Origin of the sequence: Burkholderia sp. AU17457 (assembly GCF_002223255.1) — a bacterium.
GTDB lineage: Bacteria > Pseudomonadota > Gammaproteobacteria > Burkholderiales > Burkholderiaceae > Burkholderia > Burkholderia sola.
In genome coordinates this window covers 812,833-835,362 of the sequence record NZ_NKFB01000005.1, presented here as the reverse complement: position 1 = coordinate 835,362, position 22,530 = coordinate 812,833, and the positions used below count along the sequence as shown (strand labels likewise).

16 protein-coding genes and 1 pseudogene are annotated in these 22,530 nt (G+C 66.2%); 6 read left to right on the top strand and 11 right to left on the bottom strand.

The features are described 5' to 3' along the window. Positions 1-31: 31 nt before the first annotated feature. The 3 genes and pseudogenes from CFB49_RS21025 to CFB49_RS35860 form a co-directional block, all read right to left on the bottom strand. A pseudogene (locus CFB49_RS21025) lies at positions 32-160 on the bottom strand (IS3 family transposase); the annotation flags it as partial. Between the two features lie 64 nt (positions 161-224). Beyond that, positions 225-806 carry a Swt1 family HEPN domain-containing protein gene (locus CFB49_RS21020; RefSeq protein WP_089492212.1) on the bottom strand — a complete coding sequence of 194 codons (582 nt, stop codon included), beginning with the start codon at positions 804-806 and terminating at the stop codon, positions 225-227. A 1-nt stretch (position 807) separates the two neighbouring features. Continuing rightward, entirely contained in the window at positions 808-1,485 is a 678-nt protein-coding gene (locus tag CFB49_RS35860; RefSeq protein WP_143329305.1) for a DUF5343 domain-containing protein, read from the bottom strand. Between the two features lie 387 nt (positions 1,486-1,872). Between CFB49_RS35860 and CFB49_RS21015 the strand changes: the two genes are divergently transcribed. After that, positions 1,873-2,691 (top strand): multidrug ABC transporter ATPase, encoded by an 819-nt coding sequence (locus CFB49_RS21015; protein WP_089492800.1) that lies wholly within the window; start codon positions 1,873-1,875, stop codon positions 2,689-2,691. Positions 2,692-2,719: 28 nt separating this feature from the next. Here CFB49_RS21015 and CFB49_RS21010 read toward each other — a convergent pair whose 3' ends face one another. Then, positions 2,720-3,871, bottom strand: coding sequence for an acyltransferase family protein (locus CFB49_RS21010; protein ID WP_089492211.1), 1,152 nt, complete (start codon positions 3,869-3,871; stop codon positions 2,720-2,722). 331 nt (positions 3,872-4,202) lie between these two features. On the opposite strand from CFB49_RS21010, the gene pip reads away from it, so the two are divergent. Then, positions 4,203-5,135 (top strand): prolyl aminopeptidase, encoded by a 933-nt coding sequence (gene pip, locus CFB49_RS21005; protein WP_089492210.1) that lies wholly within the window; start codon positions 4,203-4,205, stop codon positions 5,133-5,135. A gap of 60 nt (positions 5,136-5,195) precedes the next feature. Here the strand turns inward: pip and CFB49_RS21000 are convergent, their stop codons facing one another. The 7 genes from CFB49_RS21000 to CFB49_RS20970 form a co-directional block, all read right to left on the bottom strand. Beyond that, positions 5,196-5,468 (bottom strand): hypothetical protein, encoded by a 273-nt coding sequence (locus tag CFB49_RS21000; protein WP_089437079.1) that lies wholly within the window; start codon positions 5,466-5,468, stop codon positions 5,196-5,198. A 181-nt stretch (positions 5,469-5,649) separates the two neighbouring features. Beyond that, positions 5,650-6,699 carry a transglutaminase family protein gene (locus CFB49_RS20995; RefSeq protein WP_089492209.1) on the bottom strand — a complete coding sequence of 350 codons (1,050 nt, stop codon included), beginning with the start codon at positions 6,697-6,699 and terminating at the stop codon, positions 5,650-5,652. Then, positions 6,693-9,299: a circularly permuted type 2 ATP-grasp protein gene (locus CFB49_RS20990; RefSeq protein ID WP_069618647.1), complete on the bottom strand. Its 2,607-nt coding sequence runs from the start codon at positions 9,297-9,299 to the stop codon at positions 6,693-6,695. The genes CFB49_RS20995 and CFB49_RS20990 overlap by 7 nt, the downstream gene beginning before the upstream one ends. A gap of 214 nt (positions 9,300-9,513) precedes the next feature. Beyond that, positions 9,514-12,927: a transglutaminase family protein gene (locus tag CFB49_RS20985; protein WP_089492208.1), complete on the bottom strand. Its 3,414-nt coding sequence runs from the start codon at positions 12,925-12,927 to the stop codon at positions 9,514-9,516. A gap of 93 nt (positions 12,928-13,020) precedes the next feature. After that, positions 13,021-14,028, bottom strand: coding sequence for a transglutaminase family protein (locus CFB49_RS20980; RefSeq protein ID WP_069618305.1), 1,008 nt, complete (start codon positions 14,026-14,028; stop codon positions 13,021-13,023). Positions 14,029-14,036: 8 nt separating this feature from the next. Continuing rightward, entirely contained in the window at positions 14,037-14,978 is a 942-nt protein-coding gene (locus CFB49_RS20975) for an alpha-E domain-containing protein (protein ID WP_069618306.1), read from the bottom strand. Between the two features lie 64 nt (positions 14,979-15,042). Further along, positions 15,043-16,458, bottom strand: coding sequence for a circularly permuted type 2 ATP-grasp protein (locus CFB49_RS20970; protein WP_069618307.1), 1,416 nt, complete (start codon positions 16,456-16,458; stop codon positions 15,043-15,045). Positions 16,459-17,040: 582 nt separating this feature from the next. Between CFB49_RS20970 and CFB49_RS20960 the strand changes: the two genes are divergently transcribed. The 4 genes from CFB49_RS20960 to pgaA all read left to right on the top strand — a co-directional run bounded on the left by CFB49_RS20960 (position 17,041) and on the right by pgaA (position 22,522). Further along, positions 17,041-18,036, top strand: coding sequence for a LysR substrate-binding domain-containing protein (locus tag CFB49_RS20960; RefSeq protein WP_069618308.1), 996 nt, complete (start codon positions 17,041-17,043; stop codon positions 18,034-18,036). A gap of 631 nt (positions 18,037-18,667) precedes the next feature. Further along, entirely contained in the window at positions 18,668-19,093 is a 426-nt protein-coding gene (locus CFB49_RS20950; RefSeq protein WP_069618309.1) for a hypothetical protein, read from the top strand. 52 nt (positions 19,094-19,145) lie between these two features. Next, positions 19,146-19,904, top strand: coding sequence for a hypothetical protein (locus CFB49_RS20945; RefSeq protein WP_089492207.1), 759 nt, complete (start codon positions 19,146-19,148; stop codon positions 19,902-19,904). An 89-nt stretch (positions 19,905-19,993) separates the two neighbouring features. Next, on the top strand, positions 19,994-22,522 hold the full coding sequence (gene pgaA / locus CFB49_RS20940) for a poly-beta-1,6 N-acetyl-D-glucosamine export porin PgaA (protein WP_089492206.1): 2,529 nt from the start codon (positions 19,994-19,996) through the stop codon (positions 22,520-22,522). Positions 22,523-22,530: the final 8 nt, after the last annotated feature.

Sequence of the window (22,530 nt, the reverse complement as noted above, 5' to 3'; positions counted from 1 at the left end):
TGAACCCCAAGAGTTGGACGGTTCAAGAATGCTAGGCCGAGAGGGGCTGAGTTCTGTCCTGAACAGGACTCAGCCCTTTTAGTTTCAACCGGATACGCTCGTGGTTGTAGTAATGAATGTACTGCTGGATTCCAGCCTGTAACTGTTCGACGCTGTCGAACTCGTTCGAGTTCCTGGACTTAGCTCCTCCTTCCAACACTGAAATTAACGGATCTCGACGAGCGTCAACCAATGAGTCTGAACCAATCTTTGACAGTTAGCCCAAGACGCATTACCTCGTCCTCACTCATGGGGCAGCAATGCGCAATTGGGCCACGAAGCATATTCAAATTATTCATTACACGCTCAACCGCTTTAGGACTTTTTAGCACCGTCCCAAATAGCCCCCAATTCGACGTGATTATTACAGACAGCTCCCCGAAGGTCGTATAATCAATTTCTGCATCAGACCTGCGGGTCATGCCGCTATCGAGCTCTCTCTGCTGACGGTCTTTAACGGCGGATGCAATACTAGCAGGTATTTTTCCACTGCTCCACCAAGTATCACCAAGTGCCTCTTGGAGGGTTTCAGTGATCAAACTTCGAATCGATAGCTCAAGGCAATAAAAGACTTCGAAATGGCGGGCCATTTCTGCAGCCTCACGGCGCACATCTCTCTCGAATTGAGGATAGTAATCCGTCGGCGCCTCAGCCGCCGCGGTCATTGGCACGTGCCCGAGCTCGACATTAAATTGCCTTTCAACATTACGGAGCTCGTCAGTCAGAAGATACCCTGACATTCCAAACGAACGGAGTTGATCTTCCATGTCAATCGCTAGAATTTCTTAAGAGGTTTTCCTTGAGGCTCTTGAATATCGCATTGAACACCGCGATATCCGAAGTAGCAGGGAGGTTGAGATTAATAGTGTAGGCCAAATTCAATCCCACACCACCATCTTGAGGTAGCGCACTTCCATTGGCACCTCCCTGCTCCCTACCCTCCTTAAGATGGCTTACGCTGCTATTGATTAAGCCGACACCCTCCCTTCCCACTATAACCGGCGCCGTATTCGCAGCATCGAAATTCGCATATTTCTTAATCGCCTTAATACAGTTTATAATTAGGCCAGCGACACTTGAGTCACCCCCTGCTCCCGTCTCCTCTATTATCAATCCCTTTAATTTTTCGTCAGAGAGTTGATGCATATATTCGTTACGCTTATAGAGTGCGGAGTACCCGGTCTTCAACGCCTCCGCCGCCGCGCCACCGGATGTATCACGATCAGTGCTTCGAAAGCGTGTATAGATTGAGGTCGGCGCTCCATCTGCTCCTGCGAATCCAATTTTTCTTAAGAACGAGGTTACCTGATTCCCCGAACCTCCGGGAATGTTCAAAACAGTCTTTACGAAATCTTGGCTAACTGATGTTGGCGTCGCCGCTTGTTTTATACCTAACAATGCCTTGTCGACATTTCCGGTTGCAGTGACGTATGGAAGTGAAGCCATTGAGCACCTCGCTGTCTAATGAGATAGTATTCGTTAATTAATTGATTGCTTTTTTCGGCATACACGGACGCAACCGATCAGGCAAGTAAAGATTGAGATATTTAGTGCTGTCGCCGCTGTTTTGTCAAGCCATCTTTGCAACAGCCATCTCTTCGGCTCCGACCGACTGCCACCTGTATTTTTCGCGAAGTGCGCATCAAATAGTATCATCGCTCGATGTTGAACCTGACTATCGGCTTTGGCCGACAAGCAACAGGCGTCTAGACGTTAATAAATAGCGGCTAGACTTCGATAATGAACGTTTCCGTCGCCGAGCCTCGTATGACGGTTATGGGTCGGTGGGCGAAACCCACGAACATCCATGAAGAAGCATTTCCGATCGTGACAATGAGAATCCCGCGCTTCGCCTCAATACTGGTGCTCGCCGCCGCACCCGCTGTTCACGCCGCCGACAGCCAGCCTTGCAGCGACGAAACCGTCACCGCCGTCGCCCGCTGGGCCGGCATCGCGAGCGCACGCATCGCCACGCGCGACGCGGACCGGCTCGTCGTTGCGTCGGCGTGCAAGGCCATGCCGAATGCACCGGAAACGACGATCGCGGCCGTCGCGTTCGATTCGCTGCCGAAGAGCAAGAACCCGGACGAAAGCAAAAAGCTGCAGGTCGTCGCACTCGTCGAGGGCGGCAAGGTCGTGGCGGCGGATCGGTCGGTAGTCGAAGAGGATGCGGTGACGGAGATCGGCGAGAACAGCTATCGGATCGACACGGCGCCCTACCGGTTGTCACCCGACGTGCGGGCGTTCGGCGTCGTGTTTACCAGCAGCGCACGCGGGCCGAGTTGCCCAGATGCCAACGCCGGTGAAGAGTTGACGCTGTGGGTGCGCGAAGGCGGCCGTATCCGCCCGGTGTTCGGTACGAATCTGTACGGATGGGTCAGCGTCGAAGGCGACGCCTGCGGCCCGGGTTCAGGCGATGCGCGCAGCGAAGAGGCCCGCATGACGATCGCCGTCGAGAAAACGTCGAGCCATGGCTTCGCCGATCTATCGATCACGGCGCACATCACGAAGACGCAGCGCAAGAACGGTGCTTACTCGGATACGGGCAAGCGCACGGCGCGCACGATCGTCCACTACGACGGCAAGTCCTATGGAATCGACATGTTCCGGAACTTCTGGTATTCGCCGGCCGCGAAGAAACGCTTCAAGTAAGGCCAGGGCGAATCGCCACTCCGCCCGCCTACTCCACCACCTTCGGCCCGATCGCCTCGGTCGGCGCCGGCATCCGCAACGCGTCGTCCCGCACGCGTCGCGCCTCGCGCGCCGTATAGCGATCCTTCAGCCGCAGGAACGGTTTCTCGACGAGGAAATAGCTGGCGGTCGCGGCCATCAATGCCCACACGATACCGAGCGGGAACCCATGCGGCACAGGCAATCGCGGGTTCGCAAAAGGCTGCTGCCACAGATAGAGGCTGAACGAGATCGTGCCGACGAACACCACCGGCCTGGCGCGCAACCAGCGCGCGCACCAGAACTCGCCGCGGAAATTCAGCACGACGATCACGATCGCGATCAGCGCGGCTTCGAGCGTCACGCCATACGTCGCATTCCAGAAGCCGCCGAGCCGGTGCTCGGCGAGCGGCATGCCGAGCAGCACGACGAAGACGAGCGCCGTCACGATGCGCGCCTCGTTCCGCCACGAAGCGATCCACGCTTCGAGACGTTCGCGGTTGAGCGACGCATAGCAGCCGATCAGGATCGGATCGATACCCGTATGCAGCATCATTCCGAGTTGTCCGCGCAGCGCGGGCGCGACGAAATACGTGGTCGCACGCACCAGCGGCACGATCAGGATCAGCGCGGCCAGCCAGCGCGTGCCGGCGCGGCGGATGCCGAACACGAACAGCAGCGGCCAGAACCAGTAGAACTGCTCCTCGAGCGCGAGCGACCAGAAATGGCCGAGGTACCACGCGCCGTCCGGATGCAGCGCGTTGTCGCCGGTCAGCCCGAACCACGCCGAGTAATTCCACAGGTGCAGCGCCGCATAGAGCCACTGCCGGCGCTCGACGTCGAACCCGCCGGCGAACGCCATGATCGCGACGACCGCGAGATACACGTAGCAGGCCGGCCAGATTCGCAGCGCGCGGCGCACGTAGAACGACGTCAGCGCGATACCGCCCGTGCGCGCGAACTCGGCGCGCAGCACGTTGGTGATCAGGAAACCGCTTAGCACGAAGAAGATCAGCACGCCGAGCCGGCCGTCGGCGATCAGCCGCAACGGCGCGTACCAGCCGGTATAGCCGCCGGGCAGCACATGCTCGGCATGACCGACGACGACCATCGCGACCGCGACGGCGCGCAACCCGGTCAACTGCGTGACGCGATGGTTCATCGGCTGGTTTCCGTTGGCACGGTGAAGGAGCGGGAATGGGCCGGCGTCCAATCGGCCCGCCGACCTGCCGTCGGATTTTGTATGAAAAATATCGGAATGAAATTGCTTCAAAATTCCGCATGACACATGGGGTCGGCGAGGCGACGCCGCGCCACGGCACGCCCACGCCCTGCGCGACGAATGGGCATAATGACAAGCCTTGTCCGGCGGCGGCCGGTCCGATGCCCATGCAACGATTTTTGCGGCGCAGCAACACCCGCAGTCCCGTACCCGCCCGCACACCAGTCCGCGCCTTGTCCGCCTCCTGTCGACCCTCACCCGGAGCCTGCCTGTGTACCCACCGATCGAACCTTACGCCCACGGCCATCTCGACACCGGCGACGGCCACCGCATCTACTGGGAGCGCTGCGGCAACCCGGCCGGCAAGCCCGCCGTGTTCCTGCACGGCGGCCCCGGCGCCGGCTGCGGCCCCGACCATCGCCGCCTGTTCGATCCCGAGCGCTACGACATCCTGCTGTTCGACCAGCGCGGCTGCGGGCGCTCGACGCCGCATGCGAGCCTCGAGAACAACACGACGTGGGATCTGGTCGCCGATATCGAACGCCTGCGCGAGATGGTCGGCGCCGAGCAATGGCTGGTGTTCGGCGGCTCGTGGGGCAGCGCGCTGGCGATCGCGTACGCGGAAACCCACCCCGAACGCGTGAGCGCGCTCATCGTGCGCGGCATCTTCACGATGCGTCGCGCGGAATTGCTGTGGTACTACCAGGAAGGCGCGTCGTGGCTGTTCCCCGATCACTGGGAAGACTTCCTCGCACCGATTCCGGAAGCGGAGCGCGGCGACCTGATGGCCGCCTACCATCGCCGGCTGACCGGCGATGACGAAGCCGCGAAGCTCGAAGCCGCGCGCGCATGGAGCATCTGGGAAGGCCGCACGATCACGCTGCTGCCCGATCCTGCGCTCGCCGAGCACTTCGCGGACGGCCATTACGCGCTCGCGTTCGCGCGGATCGAAAACCACTACTTCGTGAACAAGGGTTTCGTCGAGGAAGGCCAGTTGCTGCGCGACGCGCATCGCCTCGCCGGCATCCCGGGCGTGATCGTGCAGGGCCGCTACGACATCGCGACGCCGGCACGCACCGCATGGGAGCTGTCGAAGGCGTGGCCGGAGGCGACGTTCGAAATCGTGCCCGGCGCCGGACACGCATACAACGAGCCGGGGATTCTGGAGGCGCTGATCGCGGCGACGGACCGGTTCGCCGCCTGAGCAACGTAATGCGACGCGGCGCGTGTTTCCGTGCCTACCGCACGTTCATACGCCGCGCGATCAAAGCGCGGCTTCGACGATCGTCCGGCCGCTGATCGCCTGCTCGACGAGCTGTTCGTCGCCGACCTTGCGGATCGCGTCGTCGAGCAGCCCTTCCGGTTCTTCGGTCGCCACCTTCAGCAGGCCCGACAGTCCGCGTGCGTCGAGCACCACCAGCGTCTCCATCGAATCCGCACGGCTCACGAGCACGCGGCGGAATGCCGGGCCCGCGCCGAAGCTCGCACAAAGCTCGATCTTCTCGTTGCCGAGCGTGTAGTCGAAGTGCTTGATCATGGTCTGCCGCCGTTGCATGGAAATGGCGACGCGTGACGGTGCGGCGCCGTGACGTCGACGCACCCGCGCGTGCCGCCGGCGCGCCGGACCGGGGTTCGAGCCGTTCGCCGGCATCACCATGCTAGGCGTGCAGTATTAACGAAGACTTAAACGGCGAATCGCCGGAACGGGCGGCATCGCATTACGGCGCATCGAGCGGCTCGACCGTCACGCCAACCTTCAGTTCCTGATCCGCGCCGCCGCCGCGGATCACGCCGCGCAGCGGCGTCACGTCGGCATAATCGCGGCCGACCGACAGCATCACGTAGTCGTCGCCGGGCGCACGATCGTTGGTCGGATCGAGTTGCAGCCAGCCGCCATCCTCAGGCCACGCCGGGTCGTACACGTCGACCCACGCATGCGACGCGTCGGCGCCGATCAACCGCGGCTGTCCGGGCGGCGGCTGCGTGAGCAGGTAGCCGCTGACATAACGCGCGGCGAGCCCGAGCGAGCGCAGCGCGCCGATCATCACGTGCGCGAAATCCTGGCAGACACCCTTGCGCAACCGCAGCGCATCGAGCGCCGACGTCGTGATGTCGGTGCTGTTCGGCGTGTACGCGAAATCGGCATGCACGCGCCGCATCAGGTCCCACGCCGCCTGCACGAGCGGCCGTCGCGGCGTGAAGCTCGCGGCCGCGTACGCGGCGAGTTCGGGATCGCACGCCACGTGCGGCGACGCGAACACGAACTCGCTCGCCGGATCGTAAGGCTGCCCCGCGCGGAACCGCAGGCGGTCGCGCACGGCCTCCCATTCGGTGGCATGCGCGGCGTCCGGGTTCGCGATCGCAGGCGGCGGCGCGCCGCGCGCGCCGAGCGACCACACGGGCGGCGTCACGCGCACGGTGCTGCGGCTGCGCACCAGCAGCGTGTCGTGCGGCAGGTTCAGCGCGAACGACGCGCGTGCATTGCCGAACGCGTCGACTTCGGTACAAACCGATTCCGGTGCGGGTTCGATGTCGAGCGAGAACGACAGCACCTGCTGGCGCGGCGTCGCGAGCGGCTGCAAGCGTGCTTGGTGCTGCGCGGATTCGACACGCGCCGCGTAACGGTATTCGGTGTCGTGCGTGACACGCAGCAACCGGCCCGGCGCGACGGCGGCCGGCGCATCCGTTGCGGCCGGAGCCGCCGGCGGCGCCTGCCGTGCGTTGCCTGAACCGGCCGGTGTTTTCGGTGCGCCCTTCGTCGTCACCATAGCGTCCTGCCCGCCTCGCGCACGTGGCTGAAATAGCGCTCGCCGATCCGGTTCGACAGCTCCCAGACGGCCTTCACCGTCGTGTCGAGCGCGGCGAGCAGCTTGTCGTGCCGGCCGTCTTCGGCGGTCTCGCACAGCTCGTGCAGCGACCACGCGGGTATGTCCGGAACCGTCTCGGCCAGTTCGGACAGCGCATAGCCTTCGCCGCGTTCGACCTTCGTCAGCCGGCCGCGCAGCGCCTGCACGACCCAGCCGAGCGAGCGCGGGTTGTCGGTATCGAGCACGACGAGCGACAGCAGCGGCGCGACGTCGAAGCCCCGCTGGAAGCGCGAGCGGAACGTGATCGTGCTGTCGAACAGTTCGAGCACGAGCTCGAAGCCGTCCTGCCGATGCACGGCGCCTTCGTCGAACGCGAACTTCAGTACGCTGCACAGGAAGTCGAGCCGGTCGATCTGCCGGCCGATCGACAGCAATCGCCAGCCGTCGTCGCGCGTCATGTTGTCGGTCTGCGCACCGGTGATCGCGCCGAGCAGCAGGCCGACGCGTTCCAGCAATTGCAGCGCCTCGTTGCCGATCTGCTCCTCCGCTTCCGGCTGCCCTGCGCTGTCCGCGAACAGTTGGGTCGCGTCGTCGATCAGCCGCCACTGATCGCTCGACAGCCGTTCGCGGATTGCGGCAGCCGCGCCGCGCATGCCGAACAGGCACGACGCGATCCCCGACGTGCGGTCGGCGCCGCGCGTCAGCGACGTCGCCAGCTCATGCTGGAACGCGCGCGGCGCATCGACGGCGTGCGGCGCATCGGCCGCGATCAGCCCGGTGTCGCGGCACAACGTGTCGATCAGTTCCAGATGCGCGGGGCTGTCGACGTCGTCTTCGCCGCGCAGCCGTTCGAGCGCGGCGCGCGCCAGGCGCATCAGGTTGGTCGCCCGCTCGGTGTAGCGGCCGAGCCAGAACAGGTTCTCGGCCGCCCGACTCGCGATCGCGCGCGGCCGTTCGACGAGATCGTCGGGGCCGAGGTGCGTCTGCAGCAGCGTCGTCGAATCGACGATGCCCTCGGTCATCACCCACGTGTCGACGGTGCTGCCGCCGCGCGGCATCGGCGCATTGAACAGCGTATCGCGCGTGCCGACCCGCGACAGCCCGCCCGGCAGAAGCCGCCAGCGCTGCGCGCCGTCGGCGAGCGCGAACACGCGCAGCAGCAGCGGCTTCGGCACGATGCGCGCGCTGTCGTTGCCGTCGGGCGCGTCGGGCCGCGGCCAGGTCGGCGCCTGCGACAGCGGCAGGTCGGCCTGCACCGTGTAATGTTCGGGCTGCGCGAGAATCCGCGCGCGCCATTCCGCCAGTTGCGCCTGCGTGAGCCGCGCGCCGATCACCGGCTCGAATGCACCGCCTTCCTGCACGTCGGGTGGATAGGATGCCTTCACGATGCCGCGCGCGAGCTGCGGCAGCGCGTCGTCGCACGCGGCCGCCTCGCCGCACCACCACGAATGCACGGCCGGCAGCGTCAGCGTTTCGCCGAGCAGCGCTTCCGCGAGACGCGGCATGAAGCCGAGCATCGCCGGCGACTCGAGGAAGCCCGAGCCCGGCGCGTTCGCGAGCAGCACGTTGCCGGCGCGCACGGCCTGCAACAACCCCGGCACGCCGAGCATCGAATCGGGCCGCAGTTCGAGCGGATCGAGCCACGCATCGTCGACGCGCCGCAGGATGCCGTGCACCGGTTCGAGCCCGCTCAGCGTCTTCAGGAACACGCGGTTGTCGCGCGCGGTCAGGTCCCCGCCTTCGACGAGCGTGAGGCCGAGATAGCGCGCGAGATACGCATGCTCGAAATAGGTCGCGCTGTGCGGCCCCGGCGTCAGCAGCACGATCCGCGAATTCTTCGCGGCGGGGCTGAGCGACTGCATGCTTTGCAGCAGCGCACGGTACGCGGACGCAAGCCGCTGCACGCGCAGCCCGCGAAACCCGCGCGGAAAGAGCCGCGACACGATCAGCCGGTTCTCGAGCAGGTAGCCGAGCCCGGCCGGCCCCTGGGTGTGCTGCGCGACGATCCGCCATTGGCCGTCCGGGCCGCGCGCGAGATCGAACGCGACGACGTGCAGCCACGTGTCGCCCGGCACGCGCGCGCCGCGCATCGCACGCAGATAGCCCGGGTGGCCGGTCACGAGCGCGGGCGGCAGCAGCCCGCGCTCCAGGATCGTCTGCGGCCCGTACAGGTCGACCAGCGTCGCGTTGAGCAGCCGCACGCGCTGCAGCACGCCGCGCTCGATCCCGACCCAGTCCTCGGGCGTGACGATCAGCGGCAGCAGGTCGAGCGACCACGGGCCGACGGCGCCGTCGCCGGCGCGCTGCTCGTGCAACTGGTAGAACAGGCCGTTCTCGCGCATGCGCCGGTGCAGTGCGTCGGCGCGGCGGTCGAGGTCGGCCACGCCGTCGCTGCCGATCGACGTGAAGAAGCTGCGCCACGCGGGCGCAAGCGCAGGCGCGTGCAGGCCGGCCGCGCTGCCGCGCAGTTCGTCGTAGCGACCGGCGGCGGCCGGCGCCGCGAGCGCGGCGGCCAGTTCGGCGGCGTCCGGCTGCGCGCCGGTATCGAAAAGCGTGGGCATCGCGTCGAAGGCGGCGGGATGGTCGAGGTCAATGGGCGGCACGATGTCGTTCCGTCGTCAGGGTGCGGCCGCGCATGCGCGCCGCCATTCAGGCGGCAAGCCGCCGTGCGGAACCGCATTCTGCCCGCATCCTAGCATTCCGGCGGCGCCGCGACCGGCCGGTGCGCCGGGCGGTCGCGAACCGCGCATCGTGGTCCGTCCAGTCATCGATCGATCACGGCCGCCGCAAGTCGAGCGTGAACGGGAATTCACGGCTCGGCGAGGCAGCGGCGACGTCCATCCGCCCCGGCGTGTGCCCGATCTCGACGAAGCGCGCGAGCCGGCGGCTCTCGGCTTCGTACGCATTGACCGGGAACGTCGCGTAGTTGCGCCCGCCCGGATGCGCGACGTGATACCGGCAGCCGCCGAGCGAGCGTTGCAGCCACGTATCGACGATGTCGAACGTGAGCGGCGCGTGCACGCCGATGGTCGGATGCAGCGCCGACGGCGGCGACCACGCCTTGTAGCGCACGCCCGCGACGTATTCGCCGACGGTGCCGGTCGGCTGCAGCGGCAACGCGCGGCCGTTGACGGTCACGACGTGCCGGTTGTCGTTCAGCCCCGTCACGCGCACTTCGAGCCGTTCGACCGACGAATCGACGTAGCGCACCGTGCCGCCGGGCGCGCCCTCCTCGCCCATCACGTGCCACGGTTCCAGCGCGCCGCGCAACGACAGTTCCATCCCGTTCACCGCGATCTGCCCGAACAGCGGAAAACGGAATTCGAAGTGCGGCGCGAACCACGCCGGGTCGAACGCGAAACCGGCGTCGCGCAGCTCGGCCAGCACGTCGCCGAAATCCATCTGGAGAAATTCCGGCAGCATGAACCGGTCGTGCAGCGCGGTGCCCCAGCGCGTGAGCGGCGTCGTGTACGGCGCAGCCCAGAAGCGCGCGACCAGCGCACGCAGCAGCAGTTGCTGCACGATGCTCATCCGCGCATGCGGCGGCATCTCGAACGCGCGCAGTTCGAGCAGGCCGAGCCGGCCGGTGGACGAATCGGGCGAATACAGCTTGTCGATGCAGAACTCGCTGCGGTGCGTATTGCCCGTCACGTCGATCAGCAGGTTGCGCAGCACGCGGTCGACGAGCCACGGCGGCATGTCCTGCCCGAACAGCAGCTTGTTGCGCTGGATCTCCGCGAACGCGATGTCGAGCTCGTAGAGCTGGTCGTTGCGTGCCTCGTCGACACGCGGCGCCTGGCTCGTCGGCCCGATGAACAGCCCCGAAAACAGGTACGACAGCGACGGATGGTTGTGCCAGTACGCGATCAGGCTCGCAAGCAGGTCCGGGCGGCGCAGGAACGGGCTGTCGGCCGGCGTCGCGCCGCCGAGCACGAAATGGTTGCCGCCGCCCGTGCCGACGTGCCGACCGTCGACCATGAACTTCTCGCTGCACAACCGCGATTGCCACGCGGCGTCGTACAGGAATTCGGTGTGGTCGACGAGTTCGTCGAAGCTCGCGGCCGGATGGATGTTCACCTCGATCACGCCGGGATCCGGCGTCACCTGCAGCAGCTTCAGCCGGGCGTCGCGCGGCGGCGGATAGCCTTCGAGCACGAGCTTCACGCCGAGTGCATGCGCGGTCAGCTCGATCGCGCCGAGCAGGTCGAGATAATCCTCGAGCGCGGCGAGCGGCGGCATGAACAGGTACAGGATGCCGTTGCGCACTTCGACGCACAGCGCGGTGCGCGTGATCCACGCGGCCGATTCGAAGCGCTCCGGCCGGCGATGCGGGTCCGCGGCGCCCGGCCGGCCGCGCGCGGTCGTGCCGTCGTCGCGCCACTGCATCACGGTCTGCGCGGACGCTTCGCGATGCACGCCCGCCAGATAGCGCGGCGCGTCGGCCGGGCCCGCGTAGCGGGCGCGAATGGCGGCGGCGTCCGGCAGCGCGTCGCGCGGCGCGAACGGATCGCGCTCGACGAGGTACGGATAGTCGGCGCGGGCCGCCCACGGCAGCGAATCGAGCGGCAGCCGATAGCCCATCGGCGAATCGCCGGGCACGAGATACATCCGCTCGTCGCGGAAGAACCACGGGCCCGTCTGCCAGCGCGGGCCGTCGAGGCCCGGCGCGTCATCCACGCGCTTGACCGGCAGCACGTAGCCGACCACGCTGTCGAGCTGCTGCTCGAACACCTTGCGCAGCCGCGCGCGTTCGAGCTCGTCGTCGAGGCGCGCGTCGAACGGATCGACGTTGACGGGCAGCCGGCGCTCGCGCCACAGGTAATACCAGACGTCCTCGTAGCCGGGCTGGATGAATTCGCTGGTCAGGTTCAGCCGCGCGGCGAGTGCATCGATGAAGCGCTTCGCGTCGTCGGTGGTGTGCGATGACGGCTCGCGCTCGTCGGCGAACAGCGACGGATCGTGCCACACGGGCTGGCCGTCCGCGCGCCAGAAGATCGACAACGCCCAGCGCGGCAATTGCTCGCCGGGGTACCACTTGCCCTGCCCGAAATGCAGGAAGCCGCCGTCACCGTATTCGGCGCGCAGCCGCTGCACGAGTTCGGTCGCGTAGCCGCGCTTGGTCGGGCCGAGCGCATCGGTGTTCCACTCGGCGCCGTCGCGGTCGTCGATCGACACGAAGGTCGGCTCGCCGCCCTGCGTGAGCCGCACGTCGCCGGCGGCCAGCGCGCCGTCGACCCGCGCGCCGAGCGCGAGCACGCCCTCCCACTGCGATTCGGTATACGGCTTCGTCACGCGCGGCGACTCGTACACGCGCGTCACGCTCATCTCGTGCTCGAACGACACCTCGCACTCGTCGATCAGCCCTTCGACCGGCGCGGCGCTCGTCGGCTGCGGCGTGCACGCGAGGGGAATATGCCCTTCCCCGGCGAGCAGGCCCGACGTCGGATCGAAGCCGATCCAGCCGGCGCCCGGCAGATAGACCTCGCACCATGCGTGCAGGTCGGTGAAATCGACCGAGGTGCCGCTCGGGCCGTCGAGCGATTTCACGTCGGGGGTCAGCTGGATCAGGTAGCCCGACACGAAGCGCGCGGCAATGCCGAGATGGCGGCACAGCTGCACGAGCAGCCACGCGCTGTCGCGGCACGAGCCGGACGCGAGTTCGAGCGTCTGCGCGGGCGTCTGCACGCCCGGCTCCATCCGCACCAGGTAACCGATGTCGCGCTGAAGCTGCTGGTTCAGCGCGACGAGAAAGTTCACGGTGCCGGCCGGCGTGCGGTCGACGCCGTCGAGATACGCGCGAAACAGCGGCGCGGCGCTCGTCTGCGGATCGCACGCGAGATACGGCGCGAGCTCGGTCTTCAGCGCGTCGTCATAGCTGAACGGGTATTGCTCCGCGCTCGCTTCGAGAAAGAAGTCGAATGGGTTGTACACCGACATCTCGGCGACGAGATCGATCGTGATCTCGAAGTGCTCGGTGCGCTCCGGAAACACGAGCCGCGCGAGATAGTTCGAGAACGGATCCTGCTGCCAGTTGATGAAGTGCTGCGCGGGCTCGACCGTCATCGAATACGCGAGGATCGGCGTCCGGCAATGCGGCGCGGGCCGCAGTCGCACGACCTGCGGGCCGAGGTTGACGAGCCGGTCGTAGCGATAGCGGGTGGTGTGATGCAGCGCGACGTGGATGGACATGGGAGCTCGGGTCGGGTTGGGCCGGCCGCGCACGCCGCGTCGCTTGCGACGCGGCGGCCCGGCATGGCGGATTCGGCGAAGGCGCGCCGCGGGTCAGACGAGTTCCGGCGTCTGCACGACGCTGATCTCGACGCCGACGGCCGTCGCGCCGAGCCCGGTCACCGGCTGCGCGTCGCGATGGTCGAGGCCGACCGCGATGCGCACGTAGCGTTCGTCCGGGCAACGGTTCATGAACGGGTCGAAGCCGACCCAGCCGAGCCCTTCGACATAGGCCTCGGCCCATGCATGGCCGGCCGGTTGCTGCATCAGCGCCGTGGCTTGCGGCTGCGCGCCGAGCGCCGCGTGCGGCTGCCCCTGGGATTGCGACTGCGATTGCCCTTGCGACTGCGACTGCGCGGCATGCGATGCACCGAGCGCCTGCTGCATCCCGTCGCCGCTCTGCAGCGCGAGCGCTTCCTCGTCCTCGACGTCGACCCCATTCTGCTTTGCATCGGCGATGCGCTGCATCGCGCTGTCGGCCAGCACGTAGCCCGAGATGTAGCGCGCGGGGATCTTCAGCACACGGGCGGCCGCGATGAACGCGTGCGCATGGTCGCGGCTCGTGCCCTCGCCGCTTTGCAGCGCGGTTTCCGCATCGACGGGCGCGTCGGCGGCCAGGTTCGGCGCGTACGCGATGCGGCCGTGCACTTCCGTCATCAGCCAGTGCAAAGCGTCGAGGCCGTGCGGCTCGATCGGCAGCGCCTCGGTGAGCGCGCGCACGGTGTCGCCGGCCTTCGTGAGCGCCGTTTCGCGCTCGAAGATCCACGGCGGCGCATAGCCTTCGGAATTCCCGAGAATGCCCGCGCGGTCCTGCGTCTCGACGACGCCGGCCGCCACGACGACGATCTCGGCCTTCGCGCCGCGATCGTGGCGCACGAGGTCTATCCGGTTGCCGAGCCCGTCGGCGTATGACAGCGTCGGCTCGACGCCGTCGATCGTGACCTGCCACGCGCGCACCGTCTGCCCGGGGCCCGACTGCGGGCGCAGCCGCAACCGTTGCAGTGCGTGGGTGGCCTGATCGTCGAACTGATAACGCGAAATGTGTCGGATGGCGAGTCGCATGGCAAGTCTCAGTCGAAGTTGTAAGCCTGGGCGATTTCGAGCCCGAGGCTGTTGTTGCGGCCGATGAAGTCGGTCAGGAACTCGTGCAGGCCGCTCTTGAAAATCCGCTCGACCGACGTATCGGACAGCATTTGCAGGATCTTCGTGGCCGTGTCGTGACACGGGTGTGTCACGCCGTAATCCTTCGCGAGCAGGTTCAGGCTGGACACGACGCGCCCGTAGCAATAGCGCAGCGAACGCGGCATGCGGCCGTTCAGGATCAGGTAGTCGGCAATGTTCAGCGGCTTGTACTGCACGTCGTACACCCAGCGATACGAACGATGCGCGGCCACGCAGCGCAGGATCGTCTCCCATTGGTAGTTGTCGAGGATCGTGCCGACGTGCGATACCGACGGCAGCAGCAGGTGGTATTTCACGTCGATGATCCGCGCGGTGTTGTCCGCGCGTTCGACGAATGCCCCGATCTGCGCGAAATCGAAGATCTCGTTGCGCAGCATCGTGCTGTAGAAGCTGCCGAGGATCAGCGCGGTTTCGCGTTTCACCTGGTCGAGCACGGCCGGCAACTCGCTTTCCGGCACCGGCCGCGCGAACGCGCGGCGCAGCGCGAGCCACGCGCCGTTCACGCTTTCCCACGCCTCGCGCGTCAATGCCGTGCGCACCATCCGCGCGTTCGAGCGCGCGGCCTCGATGCACGACAGCACGCTCGACGGGTTGTCGCGGTCGCGCAGCAGGTAGTCGGTCACGGTATCGGCCGCATACGCGTCGTATTTCTGCCGGTAGCCGTCGTCCGCGCCCGAGCTGACGAGCACCGACGACCATTCGGCCGGCGCGTCGGCCGTGCGCGTGAGCGCCATCCGCAGCCCGGCATCGACGATGCGCGCGATGTTCTCCGCGCGCTCGATATAGCGGTACATCCAGTAGAGACCGCTTGCAGTACGTCCCAGAAGCATCTCGTGTCCACTCCGTCTTCGTTCGGTTCGCGCGCCGGCTCCGGCGCGCGCGGTCGTGCCCGGCTCAGTCGGCCAGCACCCAGGTGTCCTTGGTGCCGCCGCCCTGGCTCGAGTTGACGACGAGCGATCCTTCCTGCAGCGCGACGCGCGTGAGCCCACCCGGCGTGATGCGGATCCGGTCCGACACCAGCACGAACGGCCGCAGGTCGACGTGGCGCGGCGCGAGGCCGGCGTCGGTCAGGATCGGCGTCGTGGACAGCGCGAGCGTCGGTTGCGCGATGTAGTTCGCGGGACGGGCGCGCAGCTTCGCGGAAAACGCGTCGAGTTCGGCCTTCGACGCGCACGGGCCGACCAGCATCCCGTAGCCGCCCGAGCCGTGCACCTCCTTCACGACCAGTTCGTCGAGATGCGCGAGCACGTACTTGAGGCTGTCGGCCTCGCCGCAGCGCCAGGTCGGCACGTTTTCCAGCAGCGCCTTGCGGCCGGTATAGAACTCGACGATCTCCGGCATGTACGAGTAGATCGCCTTGTCGTCGGCGATGCCGGTGCCGGGCGCATTCGCGATCGTGATGTTGCCCGCGCGGTACACGTCCATGATGCCGGCCACGCCGAGCACCGAATCCGGGCGGAACGTGAGCGGATCGAGGAACGCGTCGTCGACGCGGCGGTACAGCACGTCGATCGGCTGGAAGCCTTCGGTCGTGCGCATCGCGACGCGGCCGTCGATCACCTGCAGGTCGCTGCCCTCGACGAGGTGCACGCCCATTTGATCGGCGAGGAACGAATGCTCGTAGTACGCGGAATTGTGGATGCCGGGCGTGAGCACCGCGATGGTCGGATTGTCGGCGTTGCCGCCCGGCGGGCACACGGCCGCGAGCGACTGGCGCAGCATCTGCGGATAGGTTTCGACCGGACGCACCTTCACCTGCTGGAACAGCTCGGGGAAGAGCTGCATCATCGTCTCGCGGTTTTCCAGCATGTACGACACGCCGGACGGCGTGCGCGCGTTGTCCTCCAGCACGTAGAACGCGTTCTCGCCGGTACGCACGATGTCGACGCCGATGATGTGCGTGTAAACGTTGCCGGGCGGCCGGAAGTCGATCATCTCGGGGATGAACGCCTCGTTGTGCGCGATCAGGTGCTTCGGCACGATGCCCGCGCGCACGATTTCCTGGCGGTGGTAGATGTCGTCGAGGAACGCGTTCAGCGCCATCACGCGCTGCTCGATGCCGAGCGACAGCCGGCTCCATTCCGCCCCCGAGATGATGCGCGGGACAATGTCGAACGGAATCAGCCGCTCGGCGGCCTCCGCGTCGCCGTAGACGGCGAACGTGATGCCTGTCTTGCGGAACACGCCTTCCGCATCGTGGGCCTTCTGGGCGAGGCTCGCAGGATCCTGCGTGTCGAGCCATTGCTTCAGGCGCGCGTAAGGCGCCCTCACCATGTCGCCGGATTGCAGCATTTCATCGAATGGCTTCATCGATCTTCTCTCCATCGATCGTTTTCCCCGGCATTGCGCATGCCGGACCGGCGTACTGAATGCTTTGCAAGGAACGTGCCTTGCTCGATCCCTTCGATATCCCCCTGTTTTGCGCCGCCCAGGCACGCCTGCGCGGCATCGCGCACCATAACGGTGCAACACCGGACGCGACGGCCGCTTGCGGTGCGCCGCGAGCGCGCACGGCCGATGCTGCGCCGCGTCCGACGAACATAGTTCCCCCGCGTGTCACGAATGTGCAATCTGCACTGCACCAAAAACGGCGAGCCGGGCCCCCGGCACGGCCGTGAACGGGTGGGCCGGCACGCACACGGCGCAGCCGACCCTGGGGAAGCGCCGTCCGGGCGGCCGGGACGGTCCGACGCGGTGAACCGTCCGGTTAACCGGTCCGGCCCCTCAACGCTATGCAGCCGTAATCCCGCCGACAACGCCCATGCATATTTCGACTGACACCGATCGAAAAAAAACATCGGCCCGACCGGCGCGATGCGCGGTACGCTAGAACGTTGGTGCAGCAGACGGCGCCGCCTTTCAGGCGCCCGACTATAAAAAGCGAAGATCGAAATGGAAGCAAAGTGGCTGGAAGATTTCCTGAGCCTGGCGGATACCAAGAGTTTTTCCCGGGCCGCGCGTCACCGGCACCTGACGCAGTCGGCGTTCAGCAGACGAATCGCCGCCCTCGAAACCTGGATGGACGCGAAGCTGGTCGACCGGAGCATCAATCCGGTCGCGCTGACGCCCGCCGGCCAGATGTTCCGCGGGCTCGCCGCGGACATCCTGCGCAGCATGTATGCGGCGCGCAATCTCGTGAACGGCTACGACCAGTTCGCGGCGAGCGACCAGGTCGTGCGCTTCGCCGTCGCGCACACGCTCGTCTTCACGCTGTTTCCCGAATGGCTCAAGCAGCTCAATAGCGAGGTCGGCCACGTGACCGCCCGCGTCAATGCGGTGAACGTGCCGGAGGGCGTGCAGCAACTGGTCGAAGGCGAATGCGACCTGCTGCTCGGCTATCACCACCCGCAACTGCCGATCGTGCTCGATCCGAACCACTTCCCGTTCGTCAGCCTCGGCGTCGAGCGGATCCTGCCCGTGTCGTCGCCCGACGCGCGCGGCAAGCCGGTGTTCCAGCTGCCCGGCACGCCCGATGCGCCGCTGCCGCTGCTCGCGTATTCGTCGGGCGCGTTTCTCGGCAACATCGTCGAGATGCTGCTGCTGAACGCGACCGAGCCGTACGTGCTGCACCGGTGTTTCGAGACGCACATGTCCGAGGCGCTGAAAGGGATGGTCGTGGCCGGGCACGGCATCGGCTGGCTTCCCGAAAGCTGTGTCGCGAAGGAGCTCGCGGACGGCACGCTCGTGTGCGCGGGCACCGGCGACTGGATCACCGAGCTCGAAATCCGCCTGTACCGATCGGCGCGCAAGCGCGGGCTCGCGGCCGAACAGCTGTGGGCCTATATCATGAACCGGCCGCGCACGGCGCTCGACGGTGCGATCGGCACCGAAGAGGCGGTCGCGCCGGCGATGCGCAGCGCGCGGCGAAGCGCAGGCGGCAGCCGCTGACCGCGCATTCGCGCCGTGAACGTCCGCGGCGCGAATGCACGTTGTTTCGATAGAAATCGATAATCCCGCCGGGTTCCATAAAACCCTTGCCGACTTGCAAGCGATCTCGATAAAAGCGCAAACGTTTGCGGTTCATGTCGTATTTTTTACTGTTTTCCGTATTAAGTAAGAATATTCAGCCCGATTTTCCAGACAGAAATACCTTGTTACACAAGTTTCCATTTACCTGTAACCGCCGCAATCATCAAAAACGTCGCACCCTCATTTCTCAATTCGCGGCCTGTACCCTGACCTTCATCGAACCGGCCTGAACACAGGCGCAATACTTTCTTTTATCAGTCGTTATTTTTCGGTACCACAGTCGATACCTCCGACATGATTCAAAGCGTGCTCGATCATCGCTACCGGCGAGCAATTTTCATGTTCGGCAATATCGCCTTTATTCAGTATTAAGAAATCCTCACCAATCCTTCTTTATCCTGTTTAGATAGGATCTTTCACCTCATCCCATTCGGGCCACACGCGGTTGTTGGTTCAAAAACCATCGTGTATCAATAGCGTGTCGCAAAAAGAACGTTGGCAAATTAGACAGGAATCGATGCGTGTCATTGGTTCCGGATGGGAGATTGCAATGTCACCTTCGCTTCGACAGCGTGCTCGCCCTTTCCTGTGCGTCGCCATCTCCACGCTGTGCATGAACGCCATGGCGCAGACACCGGCGGCCCCGTCGCCGGCGTCCGGGCCGGGGGCGAACCGGTACGTGATTTCGTATATCTGCGGTGACGCGCGGATCGACGGTACCGCGCCGCTTCCGCCTGACGGACGCCCGTACAACCTGGGCGTGTCGTTCGTGGCGGGGAGCACCGGACAGCCGCTCTCCAACGTGCAGGTGCGCCTGCGCCGGCACGGGCGCGTGCTCGTCGAATTCAATGCATCGGGGTCGCGCTGCCTGTTCAGCGTGCCGGATGCGAGCTACCGGGTCGAAGGAACTTATCAGGGAGCAACCCAGTTCGCGATCGTCGAGACGGGCACGCTCACGACGCAGTTGCGATGGTGACGGTCGCGCCGATCGCGTCATTCGTCGAACGTATCGAATCAAGGAGCCTTGAATGCCTCGTGCAGAACGACCGGACGACTCGCCCGCCCGTGAGCCGAAACCCTCGTGGGGTCCGGGAAAGAATGCGGCGCTCAGCGTCGCCGCATTTGCCGCGATCTTCGGCGCCTTCGCGTATGTCGAGCGAGACGCGAGGATCGGCCATGCGAGCGTGACGCACGATATCGCCGGCGTGATCGAAAACGCCGCCGGCAAGTACCGCGAGTTCATCGTGGCGGCAACCGGCGGCGCGTCCGGCGCCGCAGCGCCCGCCGGCGCGACGGCGACGGTCGCGCAGGCCGGGCCGGTTCCGCGGTCTGCCTCGGCGACGCCGGCGCTGTCGGCCGCAGCCGAACCGCCCGTATCGCCGCAAACGACGGCCCGTTCCGACGTGAAACCCATGCGCCCCGCGCATGTGCCGGCGACAAGGCTCGCGGCCGAGCCGCACGCCGCGTCGACCGCCAGGCGCACGGCGCGCCCCGGCGACGCGCACCGGACGTCCCGTTCGCAGGCGCTGGCGCGCACGAGAAAACGCCCCGACCCCGTGCCGAAACAGCAACCGCAATCGTATTTCGCCGGCACGTCGCACATGGAAGCGACCAGCGTCACGCACGATGAGCTGGAAAGCGCCCGCGCGCTGGCCAAGGCACGCTGGTGCGCACAGATCGACGAATGGAGCTGTGTGGAGCAAAACGCGAGTCGTGCGCTCGCCATCGACCCGAAGAACAGCGAATCGCGCGCGCTGCTTGGACAAGCGATCCGCAATCGCCTGTGAACCAGGCGAATGCCGCCGGGCCTCGCCGCCCGGCGACGCACGCCGTCGGGCGTGCAACCGAGGTGAACGTTTCAAAGTGAGGAGACACCGTGGCTAACAATCGTCAACAACAATGCACCACCGTCGTTCCGCCGAGCCGGCGGATCCTCCTGCATGCGCCGCTGCTGTGCCTGCTCGTCGCGTCCGGCCCGGGCCTTGCCGCCGAAGGCGACGCGGAGCCGCAGGTCGCCCAGGGTTACGGTGCGCAGCCCCCTCAAGCGCCGACGCCGATCGCGCAGGCGTCGGATGCGTCGATGCAGATCGCGCAGGAATCTGCCCGGGGATCGAACCCGGCGATGCCGACCACGGTCGTGGTCGACCCCGACGCGCCGCAGCCGAGCGCGCCATCGTCGAATGCGCCGATGCTGCTTGCGCAGGCATTCGACACCGCGCCGCCGGATACGTCGGCGCCGCGCGCGCGGACGTCGGATGCACCGCAGCCGCCCGCCCAAACCGAGACCACCGCACCGCCCACACCGCCGCCTACGCCGACACTCACCGCGCAGGCGTCCGGCACGCCGATGCCGAATTCGCCCACGCCCATGACGCAGCCATCCGGCGCCGAACCACCGTCGTCCCGGCAACCGAATTCACAGTCGCCCGGCGCGCAGCTCCCCGGCGAGCCGATCCAGCGATCGCAAGGGCCCGACGTAGAGACGCCGAATGCGCAAGCGCCGAATCTGCGCACAGCCGACGTCGCGACGGTACGCAACGACGTGTTCGGCCTCGCGGCGAGCGGCGGCGCGGTCAAGGCGCTCGACGAAGCGAAGGCCCGGCCCGATGCGTTCTCCGCCGTCGACATCGCGCAACTCGAAGAACTGTCGATTCGCCAGCAGGTGCGCGGCGGACGCGACAAGTCTCGTTCGATGACGAGTTCGGACCGCTTCGACGGGCTCGACAACGCGCTGCGCGCGGCCGACGACCTCGACAAGCGGATGCCGGCCACACCCGAGTACACGCCGGTCCGCACGGCGCTCGCGGGCGATCGGGTCGTCGCCCTTGCGGCACGCGGCGACATGAAACCGGCCGTGGCAACGTTCGAGACGATTCCGTCGAACGCGGAGATCTCGATCGACGCGCTGGCGGCCGTCGGCGACGCCTACCTGTACCTGAGCGAGCCGACCAAGGCGAACGCCGTCTACGCGCGTGCGCTGCAGCAGGCGACCGCGTCGCCGACGGACCGCGCGACCCGCGGCTTCCAGTACGGCGCGCGCACGCGTCCGATCGAGCTGCAGGAAGGGCTGTTCTGGTCGTACGTCGACCAGGCACGCGCGCCGCAAGCGAAGCAGGTGCTCGACGACATGGAGAAGTCGCTGCCGCCGGCCAAGCAGGTGACCAACGTCGGTCCGGGAGAAAGCGACTACCTGCGCTACTACCGGCTGCGTGCGCAATACCTGATCTTCACGGGGCATGTCGACCAGGGGATCGCCGCGCTCGAAGAACTCGAGAAGCAGGTGCCGTTCAACGCGGAGATCCGCGCCGCGCACGCCGACGCCGTGTCGGGCCAGTCGCATCCGCGCCAGGCGATCTCGATGTATCGCGCGTCGCTGACCGATCACCCGGACAGCGTCGAAATGCTCGCGGGCCTCGGCCGCGCATCGCTCGTGGCGGACGACTACGCGACCGCGAAGACCGTCGACCAGACCCTCGGCACGACGTTCCCGGACAGCGGCGCCGTGCGCGGCTTCAAGCGCGACTACAACGCGTACCGCAGCCCGGTGTTCACGACCGACCTAAGCTTCGAGCACGGCAACAGCGCACTGGCCAACAACAGCTTCACGTCGGACAGCTATGTGTATTCGCAACCGTTCGGCGACAACTGGCGCGTGTTTTCGCACACGTTCTACGGTTTCGCGCAGACCGACGACGGCAACCTCAGCCGCACGCGCACGGGCATCGGCGGCGACTACCGGCACGGGCCGCTCACGGTGCTGGGCGAAGTCACACGCTCGATGGGCGGGGACGGCCGAACCGGCGGCCGCGGGACGATCGCGTACGCGCTGAACGATTACTGGACGGTCAGCGCGGGGCTCGACACCAACGACAACTCGCTGCCGTGGAAGGCATATGCCGCGCACATCTGGGGCCGCTCCGCCAACGTCGAGGTCGTGTATCGCCAGAACGACCGACGCCAGGTCAGGCTGAGCTACGGCGTGAGCCGCTACAGCGATTCGAACTTCCACCAGGAGATCGCGGCGACCGCCACGCAGCGCGTGTACACGGCCGCGAACCAGCTCGTCAACGTCTCGCTGAATCTCGGTACCGACAGCAACACGCGCCGGGACGCGCCCTACTTCAGCCCCGGTCGCGACTACGCGGCCGCCGCGACCGTGATGCATCAGTTGACGCTGTGGAAGAAAGGCGACATGGGGCTGCAACAGCGCGTGTCGGTGTCGGGCGGCGTGTACAACGAGCGCGGCTTCGGCACCAGCCCGCTGTGGAGCGCGCGCCTCGAGCATGCGTGGACGTTCAAGCACGACATCACGCTGAGCTACGGCGTCGAGGTCAGCAGTCACGCATACGACGGCCAGCGCGAGCGCTCCGAAACCGGCTTCCTGTCGCTCAACCTGCCGTTCTAGCAAGGAGA